The sequence below is a fragment of the Bradyrhizobium sp. C9 genome (assembly GCF_002532045.1).
In the GTDB taxonomy this organism is placed as follows: domain Bacteria; phylum Pseudomonadota; class Alphaproteobacteria; order Rhizobiales; family Xanthobacteraceae; genus Bradyrhizobium.
Genome location: NZ_NWTG01000001.1, coordinates 202,118 through 223,179 on the forward strand (window position 1 = coordinate 202,118; position 21,062 = coordinate 223,179).

The following is a 21,062-nucleotide window of genomic DNA, read 5'->3' on the forward strand; positions in this document are numbered from 1 at the left end:
TTTTTTGGTTAGTAGCGCAGCGGCCAGTGCACCCAGGTGCGCTTGATGTCGTGCCAGGCACCGACCAGCCCTCTCGGCTGGAAGCGCAGGAACAGGATGATGACGAGGCCGTAGAGCATGCTCTTCAGCTCCTGCGCACCGGTCGTAAATGTCGCGTCCATCTGCGCGCTGAACAGGCTGAAGACCAGCCTTGTCGCCTCCGGCAGCAGTACGATCAGGACGGTGCCGAGCACGGCGCCGAGCGCCGAGCCGAGGCCGCCGACGATCAGGATCGCCAGCGCCTCGATCGACAGCAGGAACGGGAAGCCCTCGACGCTGACGAAGGAGAGATAGATGCCGTAAAGCGCGCCGGCGATGCCGGTGATGAAGGCCGAGGTGACGAAGGCGAACAGCTTGTACGCGTGCAGGTTGATCCCCATCACGCGGGCCGCGGTGTCGTTGTCGCGGATCGCGACGAAGGCGCGGCCGACCCGGCTGCGGCGGATGTTGAGGGTGGCGAACAGCGTCGAGGCTGCGAAGGCGAGGCAGAGATAGGTGAAGGCCGCATCGCCGTCGAAGCTGATGCCGAGGATCTCCGGCCGCTGCACCTGGATGCCGCGGGCGCCGTTGGTCAGCCAGCGCATCTCCAGGATTACGGTGTTGATGATGAAGGAGAAGGCGAGCGTGGTGATGGCGAGATAGAGCCCCTTGAGCCGCAACGACGGCGCGCCGACGATCAGGCTCGCCAGCGCCGGTACGATCCCGGCACCAAGGAAACCGACCAACGGCGGCATGTGGTACTTCGAGACCAGCACCGCGTAAGCATACGCGCCGGTAACGAGGAAGCCGACATGGCCGAGGGAGATCAGGCCGGTGTAGCCGGTCAGGATATTGAGCCCGAGCGCGCCTGTCACCGTGATCAGGATGATCATCAGGAACGACAGCGCGTATGAGTTCAGAAGCCAGGGTGCAGCGATCAGCGCCAGCAGCAGCACGGCCGACCAGAGCCACACCGGCGGGGAATCGATCAGCGCGACCAACTCGCCATAGCTCTGCTTGTAATCGCCCGTGCGCATCAGACCCTCTCGATGTCGCGTTCGCCGAAGATGCCGAACGGGCGGACCATCAGCACAACGATGATCATGGCAAAGCCCGCGACCTCCTTCATGCCCGAGCCGAGATAGCCGCCCGCGAGGTTCTCGGTGATGCCGATCAGCAGGCCGCCGAGGCCGGAGCCGAGCACGGCGTCGAGCCCGCCCAGGATCGTGGCCGGAAATGCCTTCAGCCCGAGCTGGAACATCGCCGGCGACAGGTCGTAGGACAGTGCGAAGAACACGCCGCCGATGCCGGCGATCGCGGAGGACGCGGCCCAGGCCAACGCATGGACCTTCGTGGCACTGATGCCCATCAACAGCGCGGTGCGGTCGTCGGCCGCGACCGCGCGCATCGCGACGCCGACCTTGCTGTAGCGGAAGAACGCCCAGATCGCAGCAAGTAGGAGCAACAACGTCGCGATCACGGCAATCTGGCCGGTGCGCACGCCGATGCCGCCGAGATGAACGATGCCGCGGCCCATGCCGATATCGAGCCCATGCGGGTAGGCGTCCCAGATGAAGTTGATCGCCGAGCGCAGGATCACCGCGAGCCCGATCGTGACCATCACGGTCGCGAACACCGGCTCGCCCAACATCGGCCGCATCACCAACCGCTCGATGACGAGGCCGAGTACGACCGCCGCCAGGATGGCGCCGATCGCGACGACGAACACGTTGCCGCTGACCGTGGTCGAGATCGTCCAGGCGATATAGGCCGTGATCATGGTCATCTCGCCCTGCGCGAAATTGACCAGCCCGGTGGACTTGTAGATCACCGCAAAGCCCATCGCGATCAGGCCGTACATGGCGCCGATCGCGAGCCCCGAGATCAGAAGCTGGATGAGATACTGCATTCAGCCCTCCGCCTGGTAGATGATGGCAAGCTCGCGCGCGAACTTCTTCTCGATCATCGCGCGGCGCACCTTCTGCGTGGCGGTCAGCTCGCCGTCGTCATGGTCGAGCTCTTTCTCCAGGACGGCGAAGCGGCGGATATTCTCGACCCGGGCGAAGCGCTTGTTGGTCTCGTTCACGATCCGCTCGACCAGCTCGTACACTTCAGGCAGCTGCGACAGCGATTTGTAATTGGTGTAAGCCAGCGCCCGGTCGCGCGCCCAGCGGCCGACGTTGTCGTAATCGACCTGGACGATAGCGCCGAGGTACTTCTTGGCCTCACCGACCACGATCGCTTCCTTGATGAACTCGGAATCCTTCAGCGCGTTCTCGATCTCCGACGGGGCGATGTTCTTGCCGCCGGCGGTGATGATGATCGCCTTCTTGCGGTCGACCACGGCGATCTCGCCATTGTCGAGGATGTCGATGATGTCGCCGGTGCGCAGCCAGCCGCCTTGTTCGAGCGAAGCGGTGGAGGCCTTCTCGTCGAGGAAGTAGCCCTTGAAGATGCCGGGGTTGCGCAGCAGGATCTCGCCGTCGGCATCGCACTTCCATTCGGTCTGCGGCAGCGGCACGCCGCAGCCGCCGATCCGGTGGTGACCCTCGGTTTGGATGAAGGCGACGCCGCCGCTTTCGGTGAGGCCGTAGCCCTGCGACACCGGGCGGCCAATGATGTCGAAGAAGCGCAGCGTCTCCGGCGAGATCGAGGCGCCGGCACAGAGCCGGTGCCGGCTGTAGGCGAAGCCGAGGTGGCGCTGCAGATTGCGGAACATCAGGAGATAGAGCGACCCATAGGCGGCACGATCGAGCCAGCCTTCCTTGCCGGCCTGCCGACGGTCGGACAGCGTGCGGCCCCAGGCGAGGCAGGCCTTGGTGAAGGCCTGCCTCAGCCGGCCGCTCTCGCCGAGCCTGAACAGAAAGCCCTGTTGCAGTTTCTCGTAGATGCGCGGCACACCGACGAAGAACGTCGGCGCGATCTCGCGGATGTTGATCGCGACCGTGTCGATCGATTCGGCAAAGGAGACCGTGCCGCCGAGCACGAGATGCGTCACCGTGCCATAGCAGCGCTCGGCAACGTGGCACAGCGGCAGATAGCTCACCGCTTCGAATGGCTTGTCTGCGATCCCGACGGTCGTGGCGTAGGCATAGGCGGCGTAGACGAGATTGCGATGGGTCAGCATCGCGCCCTTGGGTGGGCCAGTCGTGCCCGAAGTGTAGACGAGGATGCAGACGTCGTCGGGTGCGCCCTGGCTGATCAGCCGATCGAGGTTGGCGTTGGCATCCGGGTTCACCCCTGCATAGGCCCTGCCGCGCTCGCATAGTGCCTCGAATGACATCAGCTCCGATTGCCGATAATGCCGCAGGCCCTTCATGTCGATGCAGACGATGGCCTCCAGATCCGGCAGGCCGCCATTGTTGGCCATCGCGTCGAGCACCTTGTCGGTCTGCTCCTGATCGCCGGTGACGACGATTCGGGCGCCGGAATGCTTGACGATATATTGCAGCTCGACCCAGGGATTGGTCGGATAGATGCCGACCGCGACCGCGCCGATCATCTGGGCGCCGAGATCAGCGTAAAACCATTCCGGCGTGTTCTCGCCGGCGATGGCGATACGGTCGCCCGGCCTTATGCCGAGCGAGAGCAGGCCGAGCGCAACCGCGCGCGCGGTCGCGTAATAGTGCCGCCAGGAATAGGGATTCCAGATGCCGTAATCCTTCTCCCGCAGCGCCAGCGCGTCGCCGTGCATGGCGGCGCGCTGTCGTAGCAATTGCGGGATGGTGATGGCGGCATCTGCAAGCGCGGCCTGCAGCGCGTCGGCTCCTGCGACGGTTGCGTTGCGCGCGGCGCTGGCCTGCAGCGGCGGATGAGCGGTGCGCAGGCTGTCCAGCGTCGACATCACGCGCCCGCCTTCATTGCCTCGGCGCGCTGGCCGCCGAGATAGGCCGCCGCGACGGCCGGATCGCGCCTGATTTCGTCGGGCGTGCCCTCGGCGATCTTGCGGCCGAAATTCAGCACATGGATGCGGTCGGAAATGTCCATCACGATGCGCATCTCGTGTTCGATCATCACGACGGTGATGCCGAGCTCGTCGCGGATGTCGAGCACGAAGCGCGCGATATCCTCGGTTTCCTCCTGGTTCATGCCGGAGACCATCTCGTCGAGCAGCAGCAGCTTTGGTTCGCAGGCGAGCGCGCGGGCGAGCTCGACGCGCTTCTGCTGGCCGTAGGACAGCGTGCCGACCACGGCGTCCCTGACATGCTCGATCTCGAGGAACTCGATGATGTGCTCGACGCGCTGCCGGGCCGCGATTTCTTCCTTGCGGGTGCGGCCGAAGAACACCACGGCGTCGAGCACCGTCGAGCGCAGATGGGTGTGGCGTCCGGTCAGGATGTTCTCGACCACGGTGCCATGCTTGAACAGCGCCAGATTCTGGAAGGTACGGCCGATGCCGACGGCGGCGAATTTCCACGGCGAAATGGTCGCAAGGTCGATGCCGTCGAAGGTGATCCGGCCGCCGCTCGGCCGCAGCACGCCCGAGATCATGTTGAACAGCGTGGTCTTGCCGGCGCCGTTCGGGCCGATCACGCTGCAGATCTCGCCCGGCATGACATCGAGGCTGACCTCGGCGACGGCCTGCAGGCCGCCAAAGCGTTTTGACAGGTTCTCGATCGTCAGCAGCGCGGTCACGACAGCCACCGCTTGCGGCGCTTGTAATGCTTGACGTCGCGCAGGCTCTTGCGGCCGGTGGAGGAGACGCCGAGATAGAATTCCTGGACGTCCTCGTTGGCGGTGAGCCTTGCAGCCGTACCGTCGAGCACGACGCGGCCGGTCTCCAGGATGTAGCCGTAATCGGCGATGTCGAGCGCGCGCTGCGCGTTCTGCTCGACCAGCAGCACGGTCATCTTCAGCTCGTCGCGCAGCCGGACGATCACCTCATAGATGCGGTCGATGATCAAGGGCGCGAGGCCGAGCGACGGCTCGTCGAGCGCCAGCAGCACCGGATCGGTCATCAGCGCGCGGCCAATCGCGAGCATCTGCTGCTCGCCGCCGGACATGTAGCCGGCGATCTGGTCGCGCCGCTCGTAAAGCCGCGGAAACAGCGCAAACACCTTGTCGCGTCGCTCGCGCGCCTCGGCGCTGGTCCGGGTGTAGCCGCCCATCTGCAGGTTCTCGTCGATGGTCAGCGCCGCGAACACGCGGCGGCCCTCCGGTACCTGCACGATGCCGCGGCGGACCAGCTCGTCCGGCGCAAGACGATGCACCTCGTCGTTGCGGAAGCGGATGCTGCCGTTCTCGATCACGCCTTCCTCGGTATAGAGGATGCCGGACATCGCCTTCAGCAGCGTCGATTTGCCGGCGCCGTTGGAGCCGAGCAGGGCGACGATGTTGCCCTCGGGCACCGCGATCGAGACATCGCGGATCGCCTCGATCGCGTTGTCGTAGACGATCCGGATGTTGCGGAATTCGAGCAGGCACTCCGGCGCCGGCACGGCCTGGGGCGCTACCGGCGGCGTCGGATGCGGGATGGTCGTCGGCATCGCGCTCAGACCCGGCCGGCCGATCGGCGCGGCCGCGCGGCGAAGATCGCATCGGTCACGATCTTGGCGGTCTCGGCACAAGCCTGGGTGCCGCCATTGCCATATTGCTTCACCGCGTCGCCGACGCACCACAGGCCTTCGATGCCGGTCTCGCGCGGCAGGTCGTAACCGGCGCAGCTGCGTTGCGCCGGCCAATCGTCGCGCATCACCCGGATCGACAGGATCTTGGCCTGGTTGAAATTCGCGAACTGCTCGCGAAGGTCCTCGAGCGCAAGCGCGACTTCCGCGTCGGAGTCGAAATCGCCGAGCGCCGGTACCGGCACGGCGTAGGCGACGTAGAGATGCCAGCCGGGCGGTGCCAGTTCGGGGCAGGTGGTGGAAAGGTTCGCCATGTTGCAGAGCCGGCGCGTCTTGCCGAAGGTGACGATGCCGGGATGGTTGATCAGCGGCTCGCGGCTTGCGACGTTGATGACGATGTTGGCGGCCGGGCGAAGGTCATTCCTCACCTTGGCGATGTAATCGGCTGGGAAAGCCTCGCTGCCGGCGAGCGCGACGGTGGCTTTCGGTCCGGCATTACTGATCACGAGATCGGTGTCGATCCGCACCCTCTCCCCGTTCCGGAGCACGGTGACGCCCTCGACACGGCCATCGGAGATGTGGATCGAGGTCGCGGGCGTTCCGAGCCAGATGTCGCCATTGCGCCGGATTGCGCTCCCAAGACTGTTCCAGACGCCGATCGTGCCTTGCGGGCAGAAGCCGAACTTCTTGAAGGCGCCCTTGCTGGTGAAGTAGGTGAGGAAGGCGCGGGCCGGCAGTTCGGCGGCGTTGCAGGCGAAGATCGCCGCGCAGAGATTGCGGAACAGCGCGTGTACGGTGGCGTTGCTGGTGTAGCCCTTCAGCCAGTCCTCGGTCGATTGCCGTCCATCGGGCAGGTTGCCGGAGCGGGCGTCGGCGAATTTCTCCAGGATGCGCGAGGCCTGCTTGGTGAGCTGCCCGAGCAGCAGCGACCAGCCGCCGCGGCCGACATCGATCACCTTGCCGTCGATGAAAAACGAGCTCGCAGGCTCGGGCGCGCGGATATCGAGCGGGGCGCCGACGGTGTGGAAGGTCTCCTCGAACACGCCGCCGAACTCGATTGCGATCGCGCCGATATTGACCTTGAAGCCGTCGATCTCCTCGGTCGAGGCGCGCCCGCCGAGCCGGTCCTTGTCGTCGACGACAAGCGTATGCAGGCCGCCATGGGCAAGCCGTGCCGCGGCGCACAGTCCGCCTGCGCCGGCTCCGATCACGACAGCATCGACCTTCTGAGAATCCACGCTCAGCCTCCCTCAATGCCGCCGGGTTGGTCCCGGCGTGCGCAATCCGCTTGCTTGATACCAGGCACTCTAATATAATCCGACCGGTCGTTCAAATTATTTTTTGACGCAGGTCAAGGCCGGGACACGGGAAGTCGAAGAGTTCTGGTGGACGGAGCCCGCAAAGGGGAGGAGGGCGCGGAGCGGCGGTAGTATAGAGAGACGAGTGCCGTCCGATTCCGGCGGCGCCGATGGTGCACGAGAGAGAATGTAATGGCGCGGACGCGCTCAGAAAATTACGACGAGATCCAGCGGGGCATTCTCACCACCGCCTGCGGCCTGTTCGCACGGCAGGGCTACATGCGCGCCTCGATCGCCGACCTTGCGGATGCCTGCAAGCTATCCCGCGGCGCGCTGTATCACTACTTCGACTCCAAGGAAGCGATCCTGTTCGCGATCCTCGATGCGCATATCCGCGAGATGATCGCCGATGTCGAGGCCGCGATGGCCGGCAAGGCGGCGACGCTGGAGCAGTTCCGCGCCGCGATCCAGGCCATCGTCGCGCTGAATGCGCGCTCCAGCGACGAGCAGCGCGTCATCCTCAACGACCTCTCGTTCCTCGGCGAGACCGAGCAGGATGCCATCAAGGCGCTGGAGCGCCAGCTCGTCGACACGGTCTCGGACCTTCTGGTCAAGCTCGACAAGGAAGGCAAGATCGTCAGGCGGACCAAGAAGATCTACAGCATGATGCTGTTCGGCATCCTGAACTTCAGCCATACCTGGTACGACCCGAAGGGCGGCGTCGACCCCAGCGAGTTTGCCGACATGGTGGTGGACCTGTTCCTGTACGGTTTCACCATGCCGGTGCCGGCGAAGGACGCGGCGCGGCCGCTGCGCCAGCGCGCGTGAGCTGGCGCGTCTCCAGGATGCGGCGTCACCGTTGCAGGATGTGCACGTAGCAGACCGCGCCGACACCGACCATATGCGCCAGCCCAATCCGCGCGCCGCGATGCTGGCGCGGGCCGGCCTCGCCACGCAGCTGCATCACGATCTCGCCGATCTGGCCGATGCCGGTGGGACCGATCGGGTGCCCCATCGCGATCAGGCCGCCGGAGGGATTGATCGCGCATTGCCCGCCGATATCCAGCGCGCCGTCCTTCAGCATGCGAACGCCGTGCCCTTCAGGGCAGAGGCCGATGCTTTCGATGTAGTGCAGCTCCTCGACCGTGAAGGCGTCGTGCAGCTCGATGATGTCGAGATCCTTTGGTGCGAGTTTAGCTTGCGCCAATGCGAGTTCGGCGGTCTCCTTGGTGAGCGCGGCGTCGAAGCCGGCGCCGGGCGGATAGACCCGTTCGCTGCGGCCGACCGAGGCCGTGGTGCGAATGGCGCGGCCGGCGTCGATGCCTAGCCGGCGAATGCCGTCCTCGGATGCGACGATCACGGCCGCGGCGCCTTCGCCGATCGGTGTGCATTGCAGTGACGTCAGCGATCCCGACACCCGTTTGCCGCCGAGCACCTCGTCGAGCGTACGCTCCTGCTGCCGCTGCGCGTGGGGATTTTTGGCGCCATTGCGGTGGTTCTTCACCGCGACCAGCGCGATATCGTCGGTCGAGGCGTTGTGCCGGACCGCGTATTCATTGGTCAGCAGCGCGAAATGCGTGAAGGGGACGATGGCGTCCTCGGCGAGGTTTCCGATGCCGGTGTCGGGGCGTCGCACCGGATTGCGTTTGTCGACGCCGACCGCCAGCGCAACGTCGGAGATGCCGCTCGCGACCTCGATGCAGGCATGGCGGAACGCGGTCGATCCGGACGCCGACGCATTCTCGACATGCATCAGCGGCGCACCGGTCGCGCCGAGATGGCGCAGCATCGGCCGCCCCGAGGCCATGCCGAGCAGCGCGGTCGCGACATAGGTCGATTCGACCGTGGGCCATTCGATGCGCGCATCCGCAAGTGCAGCGCGGATCGCGGTGAGGCCGAGCTCCACATAGGGCGTCTCGCTCGGGTTCTGATAGCGATGCCAGCCGATGCCGACGACGTAGACCGGGCGCAACGCGTTGAGTGATCGTGTCATGGCGAACCTCCGGATCGATCAGGATGCGATGCTGAAGCGGAGATCGAGCACGGTCTCGCCGCTCTCGCTCTGTCCGACTGCGGCGAGCCTGCCGGTCACGCGCTGGCCCGGCGCAACGGCCGCGCTGCCGTCGGCCAGCAGGGTGCGGATCACGGGCCCGTCGTCGAGCGCGACCTTGACGATGGTGAAGGGGGCAGGGCGGTTCTTGTCGGCGTGCAGGTGAACGGTCGCTTCGGCGAGCAGCGTCCCATTGGCCGAGAGTTCGCAAGGCGTCAGTGCGCCGCCATGGCTGCCACAGCGCTCGCAGCCATAGGTCTGCATCGGGAAGAAGACGTATCCGCAGCGGCAGCGCCCGCCCTTGAGGCGGGCTGTTGCCCCACTCCCGTCGTGCGCCTCCACGGAATACAGCGCTGGTTTCAATAGCTTGTTCGGCTGCATGCGTTTCTCCTCCAAGAAACTTGTTGACCAACCAACAAACATTATTCTAGCTTGAATGCAAGCAAGAAAGTCGCCGCACGGCAAAGGGAGTGAAGCTGAATGGCACGAGCAGTTCGACGCGCGCAGGAGCAGCGAGATGACGCGCCCGTGTCGGTGTCACGACGGACCCAGGTCGAGCGGCGCGATGAAGCGGAGCGGCGGATTCTCGAAGCGGCCGCGCTGATCGTCGCCGAAAACGGGCTCGAAGCGATCACGCTGGCAGAGGCCGGCGAACGCGCCGGCTACAGCCGCGGTCTGCCATCGCACTACTTCAAGACCAAGGCCGACCTGCTGTCGGCGCTCGGCACCTACATCATCGAATCCTTCATCAGCGAGCGCCGCGCTTCCGCACCGGGACTGACCGGCTACGACAGCCTGCTTGCGTCGTGCCGATATTACTTCGTGATGCCGGCACGGAATCCTGTCATGGCGCGCGCCTTTCACGCCGTGCTGGCCGGCGCGCTCACCGTACCGCCGATTACGGCCACCGTGGCGAAACTCAATCGCGAAACCCGAGGCGAGATCGCTGCGGCCCTGCGGGCGGGCATGGCCGAGGGTCGGTTGCGCGCGGATATCGATCCGGAGACCGAAAGTGCGCTCATCCTCGCCACGCTGCGCGGATCGGTGGCGCAGTGGCTGGTCGATCCGGAGGGACTGGATCTCGAGGTCGTCAGCGCGCACTTCATCGCGACGCTGGAACGGAGGCTGACGAAATGAGCATCCTGCCGAACAGCGTCGAATACTGGGCTGCCAATCGCCCCGACGATATCGCCTTCATCGAGGGCGATCACCGGACGACATGGTCGCAGCTCAACGATGCCGCGAACCGCGTTGCGCATGGCCTCGCCGCTCGCGGCGTCGTCGCCGGCGACATCGTGGTGCTGCGGACCCAGATCAGGATCGAGTGGCCGATCCTGAGCGAGGCGATCGGCAAGCTGCGCTGCTCGCTGCTCGGCCTGAACTGGCGGCTGACGCCGTCGGAGACGCAGTACGTACTGTCCAACAGCGGCGCCCAGGTCATCGTCTGCGACGATGACGATCCGGCGGCGCTGCGGCCCGCATTCGACGGATTGCCGATCAAGCTCGCGGTCTCGATCGGTACAGTGTCGCCCGGTTTCGTCGCATTGTCCGAACTGCTCGACACGCCTGCCGAGCCGCCGCTGCATTCGACCGGCCGGCCGCCGCTGATCCTCTATACATCAGGCACCACGGGCCTGCCCAAGGGTGTGGTCTCGGTGGTGCAGCCGGGCGTGCAGATGGATCAACGCACCGCCGAATATCTCAGCGACGTCGCGCAGACCCGGCGCGGCCAACCCGGCGGCGTGTCGCTTTTGACGCTGCCGCTGCATCATGGCGCAGGGCCATCGCAGGTCTGGGGCGCAATCCAGCTCGGCAATCCGGTGATCCTGATGCGCCGCTTTGATCCGGAAGGCGCGCTTCGCCTGATCGCGAAACATCGCGTCACCAACTGGACCGGCGTTCCCACCATGTACAAGCGCCTCGCGGCGCTGCCGAAGGATGTCCTCGACGCCTACGACGTGTCGTCGATCCGCGCACTATCGGTCGGCGCAGCGCCGGTGCCCTACGAGCTCAAGCGCTGGATCATCCGCTATTTCGGCTCGGGCGTGCTCGGCGAAGGCTATGGCGCGACGGAGGTCGGCATGATCAGCTTCCTGCCGCCCGAGATGCAGGAGCGCAAGCCCGGCTCCAGCGGCCGTCCGCACAAGCATGTCGACATCTCGATTCGCGATGCCGAGGGGCGCGAGCTGCCGCGCAACCAGTCCGGCGAGATCTGGATCAGGACGCCGGTGACGATCCGCTCCTATCTGAACGGCAAGCCGCTCGGAGCGGACACGCGCGACGACCACGGGTATTTCCGCGTCGGCGATGTCGGAATGCTCGATGACGACGGCTATCTGTTCATCACCGATCGCGCCAAGGACATGATCATCGCCGGCGGCGTCAACATCTATCCGGCCGAGATCGAGGCCGCGATCCTAAGGCATCCCGATGTGCAGGACGTTGCCGTCATCGGCATCCCCGACGACGAGTTCGGCGAGCAGGTCAAGGCGTTCTGCGAGCTGAAGCCGGGCCACATCGCGGACGAGGCTGCGATCCTCGACTTCTGCCGCGACCATCTTGCTTCGTACAAGCGGCCGCGCACGCTGTCGATCGTCGACGAACTGCCACGCAACACGATGGGCAAGCTGCTCAAGCGCGAATTGCGCGAGCCCTACTGGAAGGGACGGGAGAGAAACGTATGAGTGATATTCTTGATCTGAATGGCAAGGTGACGCTGATCACCGGTGCGGGACAGGGCGTCGGGCGCCAGATCGCGCTGCATTTCGCCGCGCACAACGCGGCCGGCATCGTCGTCAACGACTATTTCCTCGATCGCGCCGAGCAGGTCGCGCGCGAGATCAATGCCGCCGGTGGCAAGGCGATCGCGGTGCAGGCCGACGTCACCGATCTCGCCTCGGTCAAGGCGATGGTCGGCAAGGCCGAACAGGCCTTCGGCCCGATCGACGTGCTCGTCAACAATGCCGGCAACGCCGGCGCGACCCCCGATCCCGATGCACGCAAGCCGTTCTGGGAAACCGGCCCCGAGGTCTGGAACAGCTTCATCGGCGTCAATCTCTACGGCGTCATCAACTGCGCCTCGGCCTGCATTCCGCAGATGATCGAGCGCAAGGGCGGCCGCATCGTCACCATCATCTCGGATGCCGGCCGCGCCGGCGAGGCCGGCCTCGAGGTCTATTCGGGCGCAAAGGCGGGCGCCGCGGGCTTCACTCGCGCGGTGGCGCGCTCGCTCGGCCGCCACAACATCACGGCGAACTGCGTGGCGATTGCCGCGACGCTAACGCCCGCGATCGAAGCGCGGCTGAAGGCCGATCCCGAGCGGCAGAAGAAGATGATGGAGAAATACGTCATCCGCCGCCCGGGCCTGCCGTCGGACGTCGCCAACATGGTGTTGTTCCTCGCCTCCGATGCGAGCGCGTGGATCACCGGCCAGACCTATCCGGTCAATGGCGGCTTTACCTTCGCATTGTGAGGCGCAGCGATGAGCATTGAGAACGAACAGGTCGTTCTGACCGAACGGCGCGGCCACATCCTCGTCGTCACGCTGAACCGTCCCGAAGCGCGCAACGCCTGCAACGCGGCGCTGGCGCGCGGCATCTCCGATGCGATGGATCTGCTCGACGCGGAGGACGCGCTGTTCGCCGGTGTCATCACCGGCGCGGGCGGCAACTTCTCGGCCGGCGCCGATCTCAAGGCGGTGGCGCGCGGCGAGCGCGGCATCACCGAGCGCGGCGGCTTCGGCGTGTTTCGCCGACCGCCGCGCAAGCCGCTGATCGCGGCGGTCGAGGGCTATGCCGTCGGCGGCGGGCTCGAGCTTTGCCTGTCCTGCGATCTCATCGTTGCCGCGCGGGACGCCAAGATGGGCCTGCCGGAAGTCAGGCACAATGTCGTTGCCATCGGTGGCGGACTGTTCCGGCTGCCGAAGCGGATTCCCTATCACGTCGCCATGGAGCTGGCGCTGACCGGGCAGTTCAAGGGCGCGGAGTACTTCGAGCGCCTCGGACTCGTGAACCGGCTCGTCGAACCCGGACAAGCGCTCGAGGCCGCAGTTGCCTTCGGCAACGAGCTCCTCGTTAACGGCCCGACGGCGCTCGCCGCGTCGAAGGAGATCATCTTTCAGGCCGCGAACTGGAGCGATGAGGAGGGCTGGACTGCACAGGGCCCGATCGCGGAGCGGGCGCTGAAGTCGGAGGATCGCACCGAGGGCCTCAAGGCGTTCGCTGAAAAACGCAAGCCGGTCTGGAAGGGACGCTAGCGATGCAGGCCGCTGCCCGCCGGAGCGCGCTTCCCGCTGCGATCGCAGATCGGCTTCGTCTGCCGCTGATCGCAGCTCCCATGCTGCGCGTGTCCGGCGTCGATCTCGTGACGGCGGTCTGCCGCTCCGGCGCGATCGGCGCGTTTCCGACCGCGAACGCCCGCTCGGTCGAGGAGCTCGATGCTTGGCTGACCCGGATCGAGCGCAATGTCGCCGGGCTCGGCCGCCCCGCCGCGCCGCATTGTCCGAACCTCATCGTCCGCCAGCCACGCTTCAAGGACGATCTCGCCTGTCTCGTCCGGCACGGGGTCGAGATGGTCATCACCAGCGTGGGATCTCCCGCAGCGGCGGTCGCGCCGCTGCATGATGTGGGCAGTCTGGTGTTCGCGGACATCGCCTCGCTGCGGCATGCCGAGAAGGCGATCGAGGCGGGCGCCGATGGTTTGATCCTGCTGACGGCGGGTGCCGGCGGGCAGACCGGCTGGGCTAATCCGTTCGCCTTCGTGCGCGCGGTGCGCGCCATGTTCGACGGCCCGGTCGTGCTCGCGGGCGGTGTGACCGACGGCACCGCGCTCGCCGCGGCCCGGCTGCTCGGCTGCGATCTCGCCTATATGGGAACGCGCTTCATCGCGGCGCGCGAGAGCATGGCGAGCGATGCCTATCGGCGAATGCTGGTCGACAGCACGCTCGACGACATCATGCTGACGAAGGCCTTCACCGGCCTCGATGCCAGCATGCTGCGGCCCTCGATCGTCGCCGCGGGTCTCGATCCCGCAAATCTCGACGAGTCCGTGTCGGAAGCGCGGGCGCGCGAGAAGTTCGGCGGCAAGAGCGAGACGGAAGGACCGCGGCGCTGGATCGAGGTCTGGAGCGCTGGTCATTCAGTCTCGGGCGTGCACGCGGTGGCGGGAGCGGCCGACATCGTCGATGAGATCGCCGCGCAATATCACGCCGCATTCGAACGAGGCGCCGCATAAGGCGTCCAAATCCAGTGGAGGAAACCCATAAAAACGATCAGCCGTCGAACGCTGCTCGGAACGGCGGCTTCTGGCCTTGCGGCATCCATCGGCGGCAAGGCATTTGCCGGCGCCTCCTATGATCCCGGTGCCAGCGATCAGGAGATCCGTATCGGGCAGTTCGGACCGCTGAGCGGCCCGGTGTCGTCGTTCGGCGTGCTTGCGAACGCCATGGATGCCTATTTCCGCATGCTGAACGACACCGGCGGCATCAACGGCCGCAAGATCAAGTTCATCAACTATGACGATGCCTACAGCCCGCCGAAATCGGTCGAGGCGGCGCGGCGCCTGGTCGAAGGCGACGAGGTGCTGTTCATCGCGGGTGCGATGGGCACACCAGGCAACATCGCCGTCCAGAAATACATGAACGCGCGCAAGGTCCCGCAGCTGTTCCTAGCGGCAGCCGCCAGCAAGCTGTCGGACCCGGCGGGCAATCCATGGACCATGGTCGGTGGATCGACCTACGAGATCGAGGGAGGTGTCGTCGGCCGCTACATCGCCGCCACCATGCCCGGTGCGAAGATCGGTCTGCTGTATCAGAACGACGATGCCGGCAAGGCGACGCTGGCAGGCCTGAAGACCGGTCTCGGTGCCAGGACCGCGCAGATCACCTCGGAGCTGAACTACTCGGTCGGCGATCCCACCATCGATTCACAGATCGTCCAGATGAAATTGTCCGGCGCTGACGTGGTGTTCTTGATCACGATCCCGAAGATGGCGAGCCAGGCATTGCGCAAGATGGCCGCGCTCGAATGGCGGCCGCAGGTCTTCCTCGGCGCCGGCAACGCCTCGGTGCGCGCGACGCTGAAGCCCGCAGGCTTCGAGACCGCGCAAGGCATCCTGGCGTTCGCGACACGGATGGACCTTGGCAATCCGCTCTGGGCCGACACGCCGGACATGATGCAATACATGGCGTTTCTCGACCGCTACGTCCCGAACGCCGATCGCGCCGACGACCTCTACGCGATCGGCTATACCGCCGGGGCAACCGCTGCCCACGTCATCAGGCAATGTGGCGACCAGCTGACGCGGGCCAATGTCCTGCACCAGGCGACGAGCCTGAAGAAGTTCGCCGCCCCGCTGCTGATTCCCGGAATCACCCTCAACACCACGCCGAGCGACTATGTGCCGATCAAGCAATTTCAGCTGATGCGGTTCAAGGGCGAAGCCTACGAGAAGGTAGGCGAGTTGCTCACGGCCGCATGAGGCGGCGGCCGCCCACGGTCCCCGCCGATCACCTCGACCGCACATCCTTGTGAAGGACGTGATGCCCTTCGGCGCGTAACGCGCGCGGGGCGCGCTGCGTAATCCTGCCACGAACGCCACAGCCGCGGCTGATGGTGGCATCGCAGCGAGGGAAGAAACATCCGCATGAATCTGTCGTTCAATATAGCCGAACACGGCGAGGGGTCTTATCGTCCGCTCACGATCCTGCGCTGGGTCATGGTGGTGATCTTCGTGTCGTTCGGCATGCAGAAGTTCACGCCGCAGTCGGCGCAGGGCATCGCGCAATTCATCAGCAACAGCCCGTTCGTCTCGTGGCTGTCGGTGTTCGGCCTTCGCGGTGAGGCCTATGTGCTCGGCGTCACCGAATTCGGCATCGCCGTGCTGCTTGCCGCCGGCGCGTTCAGCCCGATCCTGTCCGCAATCGGCTCCTTGATGGGCGTGATGACCTTTGCAGTGACCTGGTCGTTCTTCTTCACGACACCGGGTGTGGTGAAGTGGAGCCTGTCGACCGACCCGATGGCCTGGAACCTGGCCGGCGAGTTCCTGTTCAAGGACATCGTGCTGCTGTGCGTCTGCATGGTGCTGCTGCTGGCGTCGTTGCCACGGTCCATCGTCCGGTCGCGGACCGGATAAACGAGCGCGCCGCGTGTTCGATGGTTAAGCCATGCTTAACCACGGCATCGCGCGCGTCCTGCATCGGGAACAGGACAATCCGTCGCAGGCAACAATATCTTGTCAATCGAATCTCATGGGCCTATGCAACCCTTGATTGACGAATTGTTGCTAGTAAGAAACCGTCCCCGGTTGGGAGCGGAATGTGACGAACCCAGACATATCGGCGGCGAGCCCGGCAAGCGTCGGTATTGTCTGTCCGTCGCAGCACATTTCCCGTATTTTCAAACGTCCCGCATTTTTTAGTTCCATTGCAGTTCCCGCGCCGTGGCTGGAGTGGGAGGGCGGTCGCGATCGTGGTTTCCGGGTGTGACCGCCGGAACCGCGATCGGGCCGCCCGTTCCCCAGCCGATACGGGAACGGGTGCAAGGCGCGCGATCGTGAATTCGGACGTCTGGGTTCCATCGCTAGGATCGCGATGTCGCCATTTCTCGATGGCTGAACAGATCCAGCTGTGAGTCAGATCGCAACATCATCCTGAATTCGTTCTGCATGAGACAATGGTTCTTGAGACAATGGCTCTTCGCCTGGATCGCGGCCGTCCTGCTTGCCGTCGCCGCTAGTGTGCTGACGGCGGCACGGGCTGATTCCGACATGGATGCGCAGATCAGGGACATCGTCACGACGGAACTGGGGCCGACCGCGACCGCGGCCGATCCGGGCGGCCTTGCCGCGGCGGTCTATGCCGGCGGCCGGGTCGCCTTCTTCAACTATGGATTCGCCGACACCGCGGCAAAGCGGCCAGTCACCTCGGACACGCTGTTCAATCTCGCCTCGCTGCGCAAGCTGTTCGAGGCGACACTGGTTGCACTCGGCACCGAGCGCGGCGAATTGCGGCTGGACGATCCGGTCGGCCAGTATCTGCCCGAGCTGCACGGGGACTATGTCAGGCGCATCACGGTCAGCGAGCTCGTCAACCATACTTCGGGGTTGCTGCTGCCGACCGATCATCCGCCATGGCCGAACGAGACTTTCAGCCGCGATCAGTTCATCGCGATGCTCAATGCCTGGACGCCGCAGCATGGAGAGCAGCCGGGCAAGCAGCGCATCTACAGCCATGCCGGCTATGTCCTGCTGCAGTTGGTGCTGGAACAGCGCTATCGCATGCCGATCGCGACGTTGATCGAGGGGCGCATCCTCAAGCCGCTCGGCATGACCTCGACCTTCGTTCCGGATCGTGACGAGGCCAATCGCGCGGCATTGGCGCCGGAGATCATGCAGCGCATGGTCCAGGGTTACTTCCATGACGGCACGGCGATCGGCCCACCCGGCAATCAGCAGAGCTATTATGATTTTCCCGGCACCGGCCAGGTGTTCTCGTCGGCGCGCGATCTCGGCATGCTGCTGCGCGCCTATCTCGACGGCGCGGTGATCGATCCGCAATTGCGCGCGGCATTGCAGACGACCATGCACGAGAGTTTTCGTGTGGATGCGAAGTTCGGGCAGGCGATGGCATGGGAGCACGTGCGGCTCGACGGCGTCACCGTCGTCGACAAACCCGGCGGTCTCAACAATGCCTCGGCCTATATCGGCCTGGTCCCGGCGCACAGGTTCGGCATCGTGCTGCTCGCCAATCGCGGCGACTATCCGCACGAGATCGCGCGCTACAGGATCCTGCCGGCGCTCGCGAATCTCATCAAAACCCAAGTACATTAGCGAGGCCGCGTGCCGATCCGATGACACGGCCTGCGCGGCCGGGCAGGGGATGCATGCAAAAAACGTCATGGCGCGGAACCGCGATCGGCTATATAAACCGGTAGCTTCTTCTCCTGCTTGAAGAGGCTGATATGACTGATTTACAAAATTCTGATTTGCACGCGCCTGATCTGTATACTTGGCTTTCGCAGCAGCCCCACGGCCTGCGCACCTACCGAACCCTCCAGGAAAAACTCGAGACCGTGAGCCGGCATCAGCCCGAGCAGCGGGCGATGTGCCGGCTGCTGAGCGGTCTCGTCGGCAATTACATCGAGGCCTTTGACGAGGAGCCGCTGCCCGTCGCGGTCGCTGATCGCGCCTATGGTCGCCTGCTCGATCTCGTGGCGAGCCTTGATCTCAAGGGCAATCCCGACCGGCGCCTCGCCGACATCAACCGCATCGCATCCTGCGATCTCCTGAACTGATCGCGCTCATCCTCGCGCGGCAGCAAGCTCGCGGTAGAGCGCAGCGTAGCGGCCGGCGCGATTGTGCCAGGAGACATCGGTGGCCATGCCGGCCTGTTGCAGCCGGCGCCAGGTCACCTTGTCGTTGAACAGCAGGTTCGCTGTGCGCAAGCCGTGGGCGAGCGCCTCCGAGGTCACGGGCGCGAACTTGACGCCGGTTGCGGCACTGCCCGTGAGCGCGGCTTCGTCGAAACCCAGCACGGTGTCGGCAAGGCCGCCGACATTGGCAACGATCGGGACCGCGCCGTAGCGCAGCGCGCAGAGCTGGGTGAGGCCGCACGGCTCGAACCGCGACGGCACCGCGAGCGCATCGGAGCCTGCCTGGATCAGATGCGCCAGCGCTTCGTCGTAGCCGATCACAACCGCGATCCGCCCCGGATTGTCGCGCGCCAGCGCGGCGTAGCGATCCTGCAGATCGCGATCGCCGCTGCCGAGCAGCGCGAGCTGAATGCCTTCGCCGAGCAATGTCGGAATGTTCTCGAGCAGCAGGTCGAGCCCCTTCTGCCATGACAGCCGGCTGATGACGCCGAGCAGCATCGCATCTGGCGCCGGATCGAGCCCGAAGCGCCGCTGCAGCGCCGCCTTGTTGGCTGTGCGATCAGCGATATGCGCGGCGCTGAAGCGCGCGGCGATGGCGGGATCGGTGGCCGGATTCCACACATCGATGTCGATGCCGTTGAGGATTCCGCTCAGCACGTCGGCGCGTTCGCGAAGCAGGCCGCCGAGCCCCATGCCGCCTTCGTCGCTCTGGATCTCCTGCGCATAGGTCGGCGACACCGTGGTGATGCGGTCGGCAAATTGCAAACCGGCCTTCAAGAGGCTGATGGTGCCGTAATATTCGACCCCGTGAAGCGAATAGGCCTCTCCGGGAAGACCGAACGCCGCCAGCATGTCAGGCGAGAACTGTCCCTGATAGGCGAGGTTGTGCACGGTCATCACGGTGCCCGGCCGCTTTTGTCCGCCATAATGCAGGTAGGCCGGCGCGAGGCCGGCCTGCCAGTCATGCGCATGCACGATATCGGGGACAAAGCTCTCGATCGCACCCCGGCCGATCTCGGCCGCCATCCGCGACAGCGCCGCGAAGCGGATGCCGTTGTCGGGCCAGTCGCGTCCGTCGGGACCGACATAGGGGTTGCCGGGGCGTGCATAGAGGTGCGGCGCGTCGAGGGCGAGAAGATCGACGCCGCCATGTGAGCCACCGAGCACGCGGATCGGCCCGCCGTAATATTCGCCCCAGTGCAGCAGCGTTTCCGCGGAGGCCAGCGCCTTGAGCACATCGGGATAGCCGGGCACCAGCGTCCGTGTCGTGACGCCGTGCTGCTTTAGCGCCGCCGGCAGCGCGCCGACCACGTCGGCGAGGCCGCCGGTCTTGACGATCGGGTAGACTTCCGAGGCGACCGCGAGGACGCGGATCGGTGTCATGTCGGGAGCCTGTCGATCATCGATTGCGTGATCAGCGTGATCCCGTTCTCGGTGGTGCGGAATCGCTTGCCGTCGAATTCGGGATCCTCGCCGACCACGAGCCCTTCCGGAATCCGCACGCCGCGGTCGATCACGACGTTGCGGAGCCGCGCGCCGCGGCCGACATTCACATAGGGCATGATCACCGCGTTCTCGACATTGGCGTAGGAGTTGACGTGGACGCCGGTGAACAGCAGCGACCGGCGCAGTGCCGCGCCCGAGATGATGCAGGCGCCCGAGACCAGCGAGGTCACCGCCTGGCCGCGCCGTCCGTCCTCGTCGTGGACGAATTTAGCGGGCGGGGTGATCTCGGCATAGGTCCAGATTGGCCATGACCGATCGTAGAGGTCGAGCTCGGGCACCACGTCGGTGAGATCGATGTTGGCGCCCCAATAGGCATCGACGGTGCCGGCATCGCGCCAGTAGGAGCGGGGATCGTCGCCGGAACGGACGCAGGAATCGTTGAACTGATGCGCGATCGCCCGGCCGTGCTTCACGATATAGGGGATGATGTCCTTGCCGAAGTCGTGGGCCGAGTTCGGGTCGGCGGCATCGCGGCGCAATTCGTCGAACAGGAATTCCGAATTGAAGACATAGATACCCATGCTGGCCAGCGATTTGTCGGGCTTGCCGGGCATCGGCGGCGGATCGGCCGGCTTCTCCAGGAACGACTGGATCAGGCCGTTCTCGTCGATATGCATGACGCCGAAGCCGGAGGACTCCGTGCGCGGCATTTCGAGGCAGCCGACAGTGACGTCGGCGCCGCTTTCGACATGCTGCTTCAGCATGATCTCGTAGTCCATCTTGTAGACGTGATCGCCGGCCAGCACCAAAATGTACTTGGTGCCGTGCGCCTCGATGATGTCGATGTTTTGATAGACCGCATCCGCCGTGCCGACATACCACATCGTCTCGGAGACGCGCTGGCTCGCAGGCAGGATATCGAAGCTCTCGTTTCGTTCCGGGCGAAAGAAGTTCCAGCCGCCCTGCAGATGCCGGATCAGGCTGTGCGCCTTGTACTGCGTTGCCACCGCGATGCGGCGAATGCCGGAGTTCACTGCATTGGAGAGCGCGAAATCGATGATGCGGGACTTGCCGCCGAAATACACCGCCGGCTTGGCGCGCTTGTCGGTGAGCTCCTGAAGTCTGCTGCCGCGTCCGCCGGCCAGCACGAAGGCAAGGGCATGGCGGGACAGCGGTTCGTTTACGACGGGTCTCATGGTCATCCTCCCAGGACTTCAGGCGGGCCCCGCTGCCTTCTCTTGTCTGGAAGGCCTGATCGGGCGTTAACGGGGCCGATTGGAACGTAGCAAGCTGCCCCGGTTGGGCAAAGCGGGATGAC

20 protein-coding genes are annotated in these 21,062 nt (G+C 65.2%); 10 read left to right on the forward strand and 10 right to left on the reverse strand.

From position 1 onward, the window contains the following. Positions 1-8: 8 nt before the first annotated feature. Genes CO675_RS00875 through CO675_RS00900 form a run of 6 tightly spaced genes read right to left on the reverse strand, consistent with a single transcriptional unit; the run spans position 9 to position 6,820 of the window. A complete protein-coding gene (locus CO675_RS00875) occupies positions 9-1,055 on the reverse strand; it encodes a branched-chain amino acid ABC transporter permease (RefSeq protein ID WP_097670160.1) in 1,047 nt (348 codons plus the stop codon). Then, positions 1,055-1,927: a branched-chain amino acid ABC transporter permease gene (locus CO675_RS00880; protein ID WP_097670161.1), complete on the reverse strand. Its 873-nt coding sequence runs from the start codon at positions 1,925-1,927 to the stop codon at positions 1,055-1,057. The genes CO675_RS00875 and CO675_RS00880 overlap by 1 nt, the downstream gene beginning before the upstream one ends. After that, a complete protein-coding gene (locus CO675_RS00885; RefSeq protein WP_097670162.1) occupies positions 1,928-3,862 on the reverse strand; it encodes an AMP-dependent synthetase/ligase in 1,935 nt (644 codons plus the stop codon). Continuing rightward, positions 3,862-4,653: an ABC transporter ATP-binding protein gene (locus tag CO675_RS00890; RefSeq protein ID WP_097670839.1), complete on the reverse strand. Its 792-nt coding sequence runs from the start codon at positions 4,651-4,653 to the stop codon at positions 3,862-3,864. The genes CO675_RS00885 and CO675_RS00890 overlap by 1 nt, the downstream gene beginning before the upstream one ends. Beyond that, positions 4,650-5,504, reverse strand: a complete 855-nt coding sequence (locus CO675_RS00895; RefSeq protein WP_097670163.1) for an ABC transporter ATP-binding protein — start codon at positions 5,502-5,504, stop codon at positions 4,650-4,652. The genes CO675_RS00890 and CO675_RS00895 overlap by 4 nt, the downstream gene beginning before the upstream one ends. Positions 5,505-5,509: 5 nt before the next feature. Beyond that, entirely contained in the window at positions 5,510-6,820 is a 1,311-nt protein-coding gene (locus CO675_RS00900) for a phytoene desaturase family protein (RefSeq protein ID WP_245452581.1), read from the reverse strand. A 252-nt stretch (positions 6,821-7,072) separates the two neighbouring features. On the opposite strand from CO675_RS00900, the gene CO675_RS00905 reads away from it, so the two are divergent. Further along, positions 7,073-7,708, forward strand: a complete 636-nt coding sequence (locus CO675_RS00905) for a TetR/AcrR family transcriptional regulator (RefSeq protein ID WP_097670165.1) — start codon at positions 7,073-7,075, stop codon at positions 7,706-7,708. Positions 7,709-7,733: 25 nt separating this feature from the next. Here the strand turns inward: CO675_RS00905 and CO675_RS00910 are convergent, their stop codons facing one another. After that, a complete protein-coding gene (locus CO675_RS00910; protein WP_097670166.1) occupies positions 7,734-8,873 on the reverse strand; it encodes a thiolase family protein in 1,140 nt (379 codons plus the stop codon). 18 nt (positions 8,874-8,891) lie between these two features. Beyond that, entirely contained in the window at positions 8,892-9,311 is a 420-nt protein-coding gene (locus CO675_RS00915) for a Zn-ribbon domain-containing OB-fold protein (RefSeq protein WP_143278851.1), read from the reverse strand. A gap of 99 nt (positions 9,312-9,410) precedes the next feature. Between CO675_RS00915 and CO675_RS00920 the strand changes: the two genes are divergently transcribed. The 9 genes from CO675_RS00920 (at position 9,411) to CO675_RS00960 (ending at position 18,220) form a co-directional block, all read left to right on the forward strand. Next, on the forward strand, positions 9,411-10,067 hold the full coding sequence (locus tag CO675_RS00920) for a TetR/AcrR family transcriptional regulator (RefSeq protein WP_097670168.1): 657 nt from the start codon (positions 9,411-9,413) through the stop codon (positions 10,065-10,067). Beyond that, on the forward strand, positions 10,064-11,614 hold the full coding sequence (locus CO675_RS00925; protein ID WP_097670169.1) for a class I adenylate-forming enzyme family protein: 1,551 nt from the start codon (positions 10,064-10,066) through the stop codon (positions 11,612-11,614). The genes CO675_RS00920 and CO675_RS00925 overlap by 4 nt, the downstream gene beginning before the upstream one ends. After that, the gene (locus CO675_RS00930) at positions 11,611-12,402 is read left to right on the forward strand and encodes an SDR family NAD(P)-dependent oxidoreductase (RefSeq protein WP_097670170.1); all 792 of its coding nucleotides are present in this window, start codon (positions 11,611-11,613) and stop codon (positions 12,400-12,402) included. The genes CO675_RS00925 and CO675_RS00930 overlap by 4 nt, the downstream gene beginning before the upstream one ends. Positions 12,403-12,411: 9 nt before the next feature. Continuing rightward, complete coding sequence (locus CO675_RS00935) at positions 12,412-13,185, forward strand: crotonase/enoyl-CoA hydratase family protein (protein WP_097670171.1); 774 nt, start codon at positions 12,412-12,414, stop codon at positions 13,183-13,185. Between the two features lie 2 nt (positions 13,186-13,187). After that, positions 13,188-14,162 carry an NAD(P)H-dependent flavin oxidoreductase gene (locus CO675_RS00940; protein WP_245452582.1) on the forward strand — a complete coding sequence of 325 codons (975 nt, stop codon included), beginning with the start codon at positions 13,188-13,190 and terminating at the stop codon, positions 14,160-14,162. A gap of 87 nt (positions 14,163-14,249) precedes the next feature. Further along, entirely contained in the window at positions 14,250-15,407 is a 1,158-nt protein-coding gene (locus tag CO675_RS00945; RefSeq protein WP_283808097.1) for an ABC transporter substrate-binding protein, read from the forward strand. A gap of 165 nt (positions 15,408-15,572) precedes the next feature. Continuing rightward, positions 15,573-16,061 (forward strand): YkgB family protein, encoded by a 489-nt coding sequence (locus tag CO675_RS00950; RefSeq protein ID WP_097670173.1) that lies wholly within the window; start codon positions 15,573-15,575, stop codon positions 16,059-16,061. A gap of 546 nt (positions 16,062-16,607) precedes the next feature. Beyond that, the gene (locus tag CO675_RS00955) at positions 16,608-17,756 is read left to right on the forward strand and encodes a serine hydrolase (RefSeq protein ID WP_097670841.1); all 1,149 of its coding nucleotides are present in this window, start codon (positions 16,608-16,610) and stop codon (positions 17,754-17,756) included. A 131-nt stretch (positions 17,757-17,887) separates the two neighbouring features. Beyond that, complete coding sequence (locus tag CO675_RS00960) at positions 17,888-18,220, forward strand: hypothetical protein (protein WP_097670174.1); 333 nt, start codon at positions 17,888-17,890, stop codon at positions 18,218-18,220. Between the two features lie 6 nt (positions 18,221-18,226). Here the strand turns inward: CO675_RS00960 and glgA are convergent, their stop codons facing one another. Together glgA and glgC are read right to left on the reverse strand one after the other, a co-directional pair. After that, entirely contained in the window at positions 18,227-19,681 is a 1,455-nt protein-coding gene (gene glgA, locus CO675_RS00965) for a glycogen synthase GlgA (protein WP_097670175.1), read from the reverse strand. Further along, on the reverse strand, positions 19,678-20,940 hold the full coding sequence (gene glgC, locus CO675_RS00970) for a glucose-1-phosphate adenylyltransferase (protein WP_097670842.1): 1,263 nt from the start codon (positions 20,938-20,940) through the stop codon (positions 19,678-19,680). The genes glgA and glgC overlap by 4 nt, the downstream gene beginning before the upstream one ends. Positions 20,941-21,062 lie beyond the last annotated feature (122 nt).

What these genes read in the sequence shown, in the direction of transcription:
- CO675_RS00925 (WP_097670169.1), top strand. Translation starts at nt 10,064, where the DNA reads ATGAGCATCCTGCCGAACAGCGTCGAATACTGGGCTGCCAATCGCCCC.
- CO675_RS00905 (WP_097670165.1), top strand. Translation starts at nt 7,073, where the DNA reads ATGGCGCGGACGCGCTCAGAAAATTACGACGAGATCCAGCGGGGCATT.
- CO675_RS00910 (WP_097670166.1), bottom strand. Translation starts at nt 8,873, where the DNA reads ATGACACGATCACTCAACGCGTTGCGCCCGGTCTACGTCGTCGGCATC.
- glgC (WP_097670842.1), bottom strand. Translation starts at nt 20,940, where the DNA reads ATGAGACCCGTCGTAAACGAACCGCTGTCCCGCCATGCCCTTGCCTTC.
- CO675_RS00885 (WP_097670162.1), bottom strand. Translation starts at nt 3,862, where the DNA reads ATGTCGACGCTGGACAGCCTGCGCACCGCTCATCCGCCGCTGCAGGCC.
- CO675_RS00960 (WP_097670174.1), top strand. Translation starts at nt 17,888, where the DNA reads ATGACTGATTTACAAAATTCTGATTTGCACGCGCCTGATCTGTATACT.
- CO675_RS00880 (WP_097670161.1), bottom strand. Translation starts at nt 1,927, where the DNA reads ATGCAGTATCTCATCCAGCTTCTGATCTCGGGGCTCGCGATCGGCGCC.
- glgA (WP_097670175.1), bottom strand. Translation starts at nt 19,681, where the DNA reads ATGACACCGATCCGCGTCCTCGCGGTCGCCTCGGAAGTCTACCCGATC.
- CO675_RS00895 (WP_097670163.1), bottom strand. Translation starts at nt 5,504, where the DNA reads ATGCCGACGACCATCCCGCATCCGACGCCGCCGGTAGCGCCCCAGGCC.
- CO675_RS00930 (WP_097670170.1), top strand. Translation starts at nt 11,611, where the DNA reads ATGAGTGATATTCTTGATCTGAATGGCAAGGTGACGCTGATCACCGGT.
- CO675_RS00920 (WP_097670168.1), top strand. Translation starts at nt 9,411, where the DNA reads ATGGCACGAGCAGTTCGACGCGCGCAGGAGCAGCGAGATGACGCGCCC.
- CO675_RS00935 (WP_097670171.1), top strand. Translation starts at nt 12,412, where the DNA reads ATGAGCATTGAGAACGAACAGGTCGTTCTGACCGAACGGCGCGGCCAC.
- CO675_RS00950 (WP_097670173.1), top strand. Translation starts at nt 15,573, where the DNA reads ATGAATCTGTCGTTCAATATAGCCGAACACGGCGAGGGGTCTTATCGT.
- CO675_RS00915 (WP_143278851.1), bottom strand. Translation starts at nt 9,311, where the DNA reads ATGCAGCCGAACAAGCTATTGAAACCAGCGCTGTATTCCGTGGAGGCG.
- CO675_RS00940 (WP_245452582.1), top strand. Translation starts at nt 13,188, where the DNA reads ATGCAGGCCGCTGCCCGCCGGAGCGCGCTTCCCGCTGCGATCGCAGAT.
- CO675_RS00875 (WP_097670160.1), bottom strand. Translation starts at nt 1,055, where the DNA reads ATGCGCACGGGCGATTACAAGCAGAGCTATGGCGAGTTGGTCGCGCTG.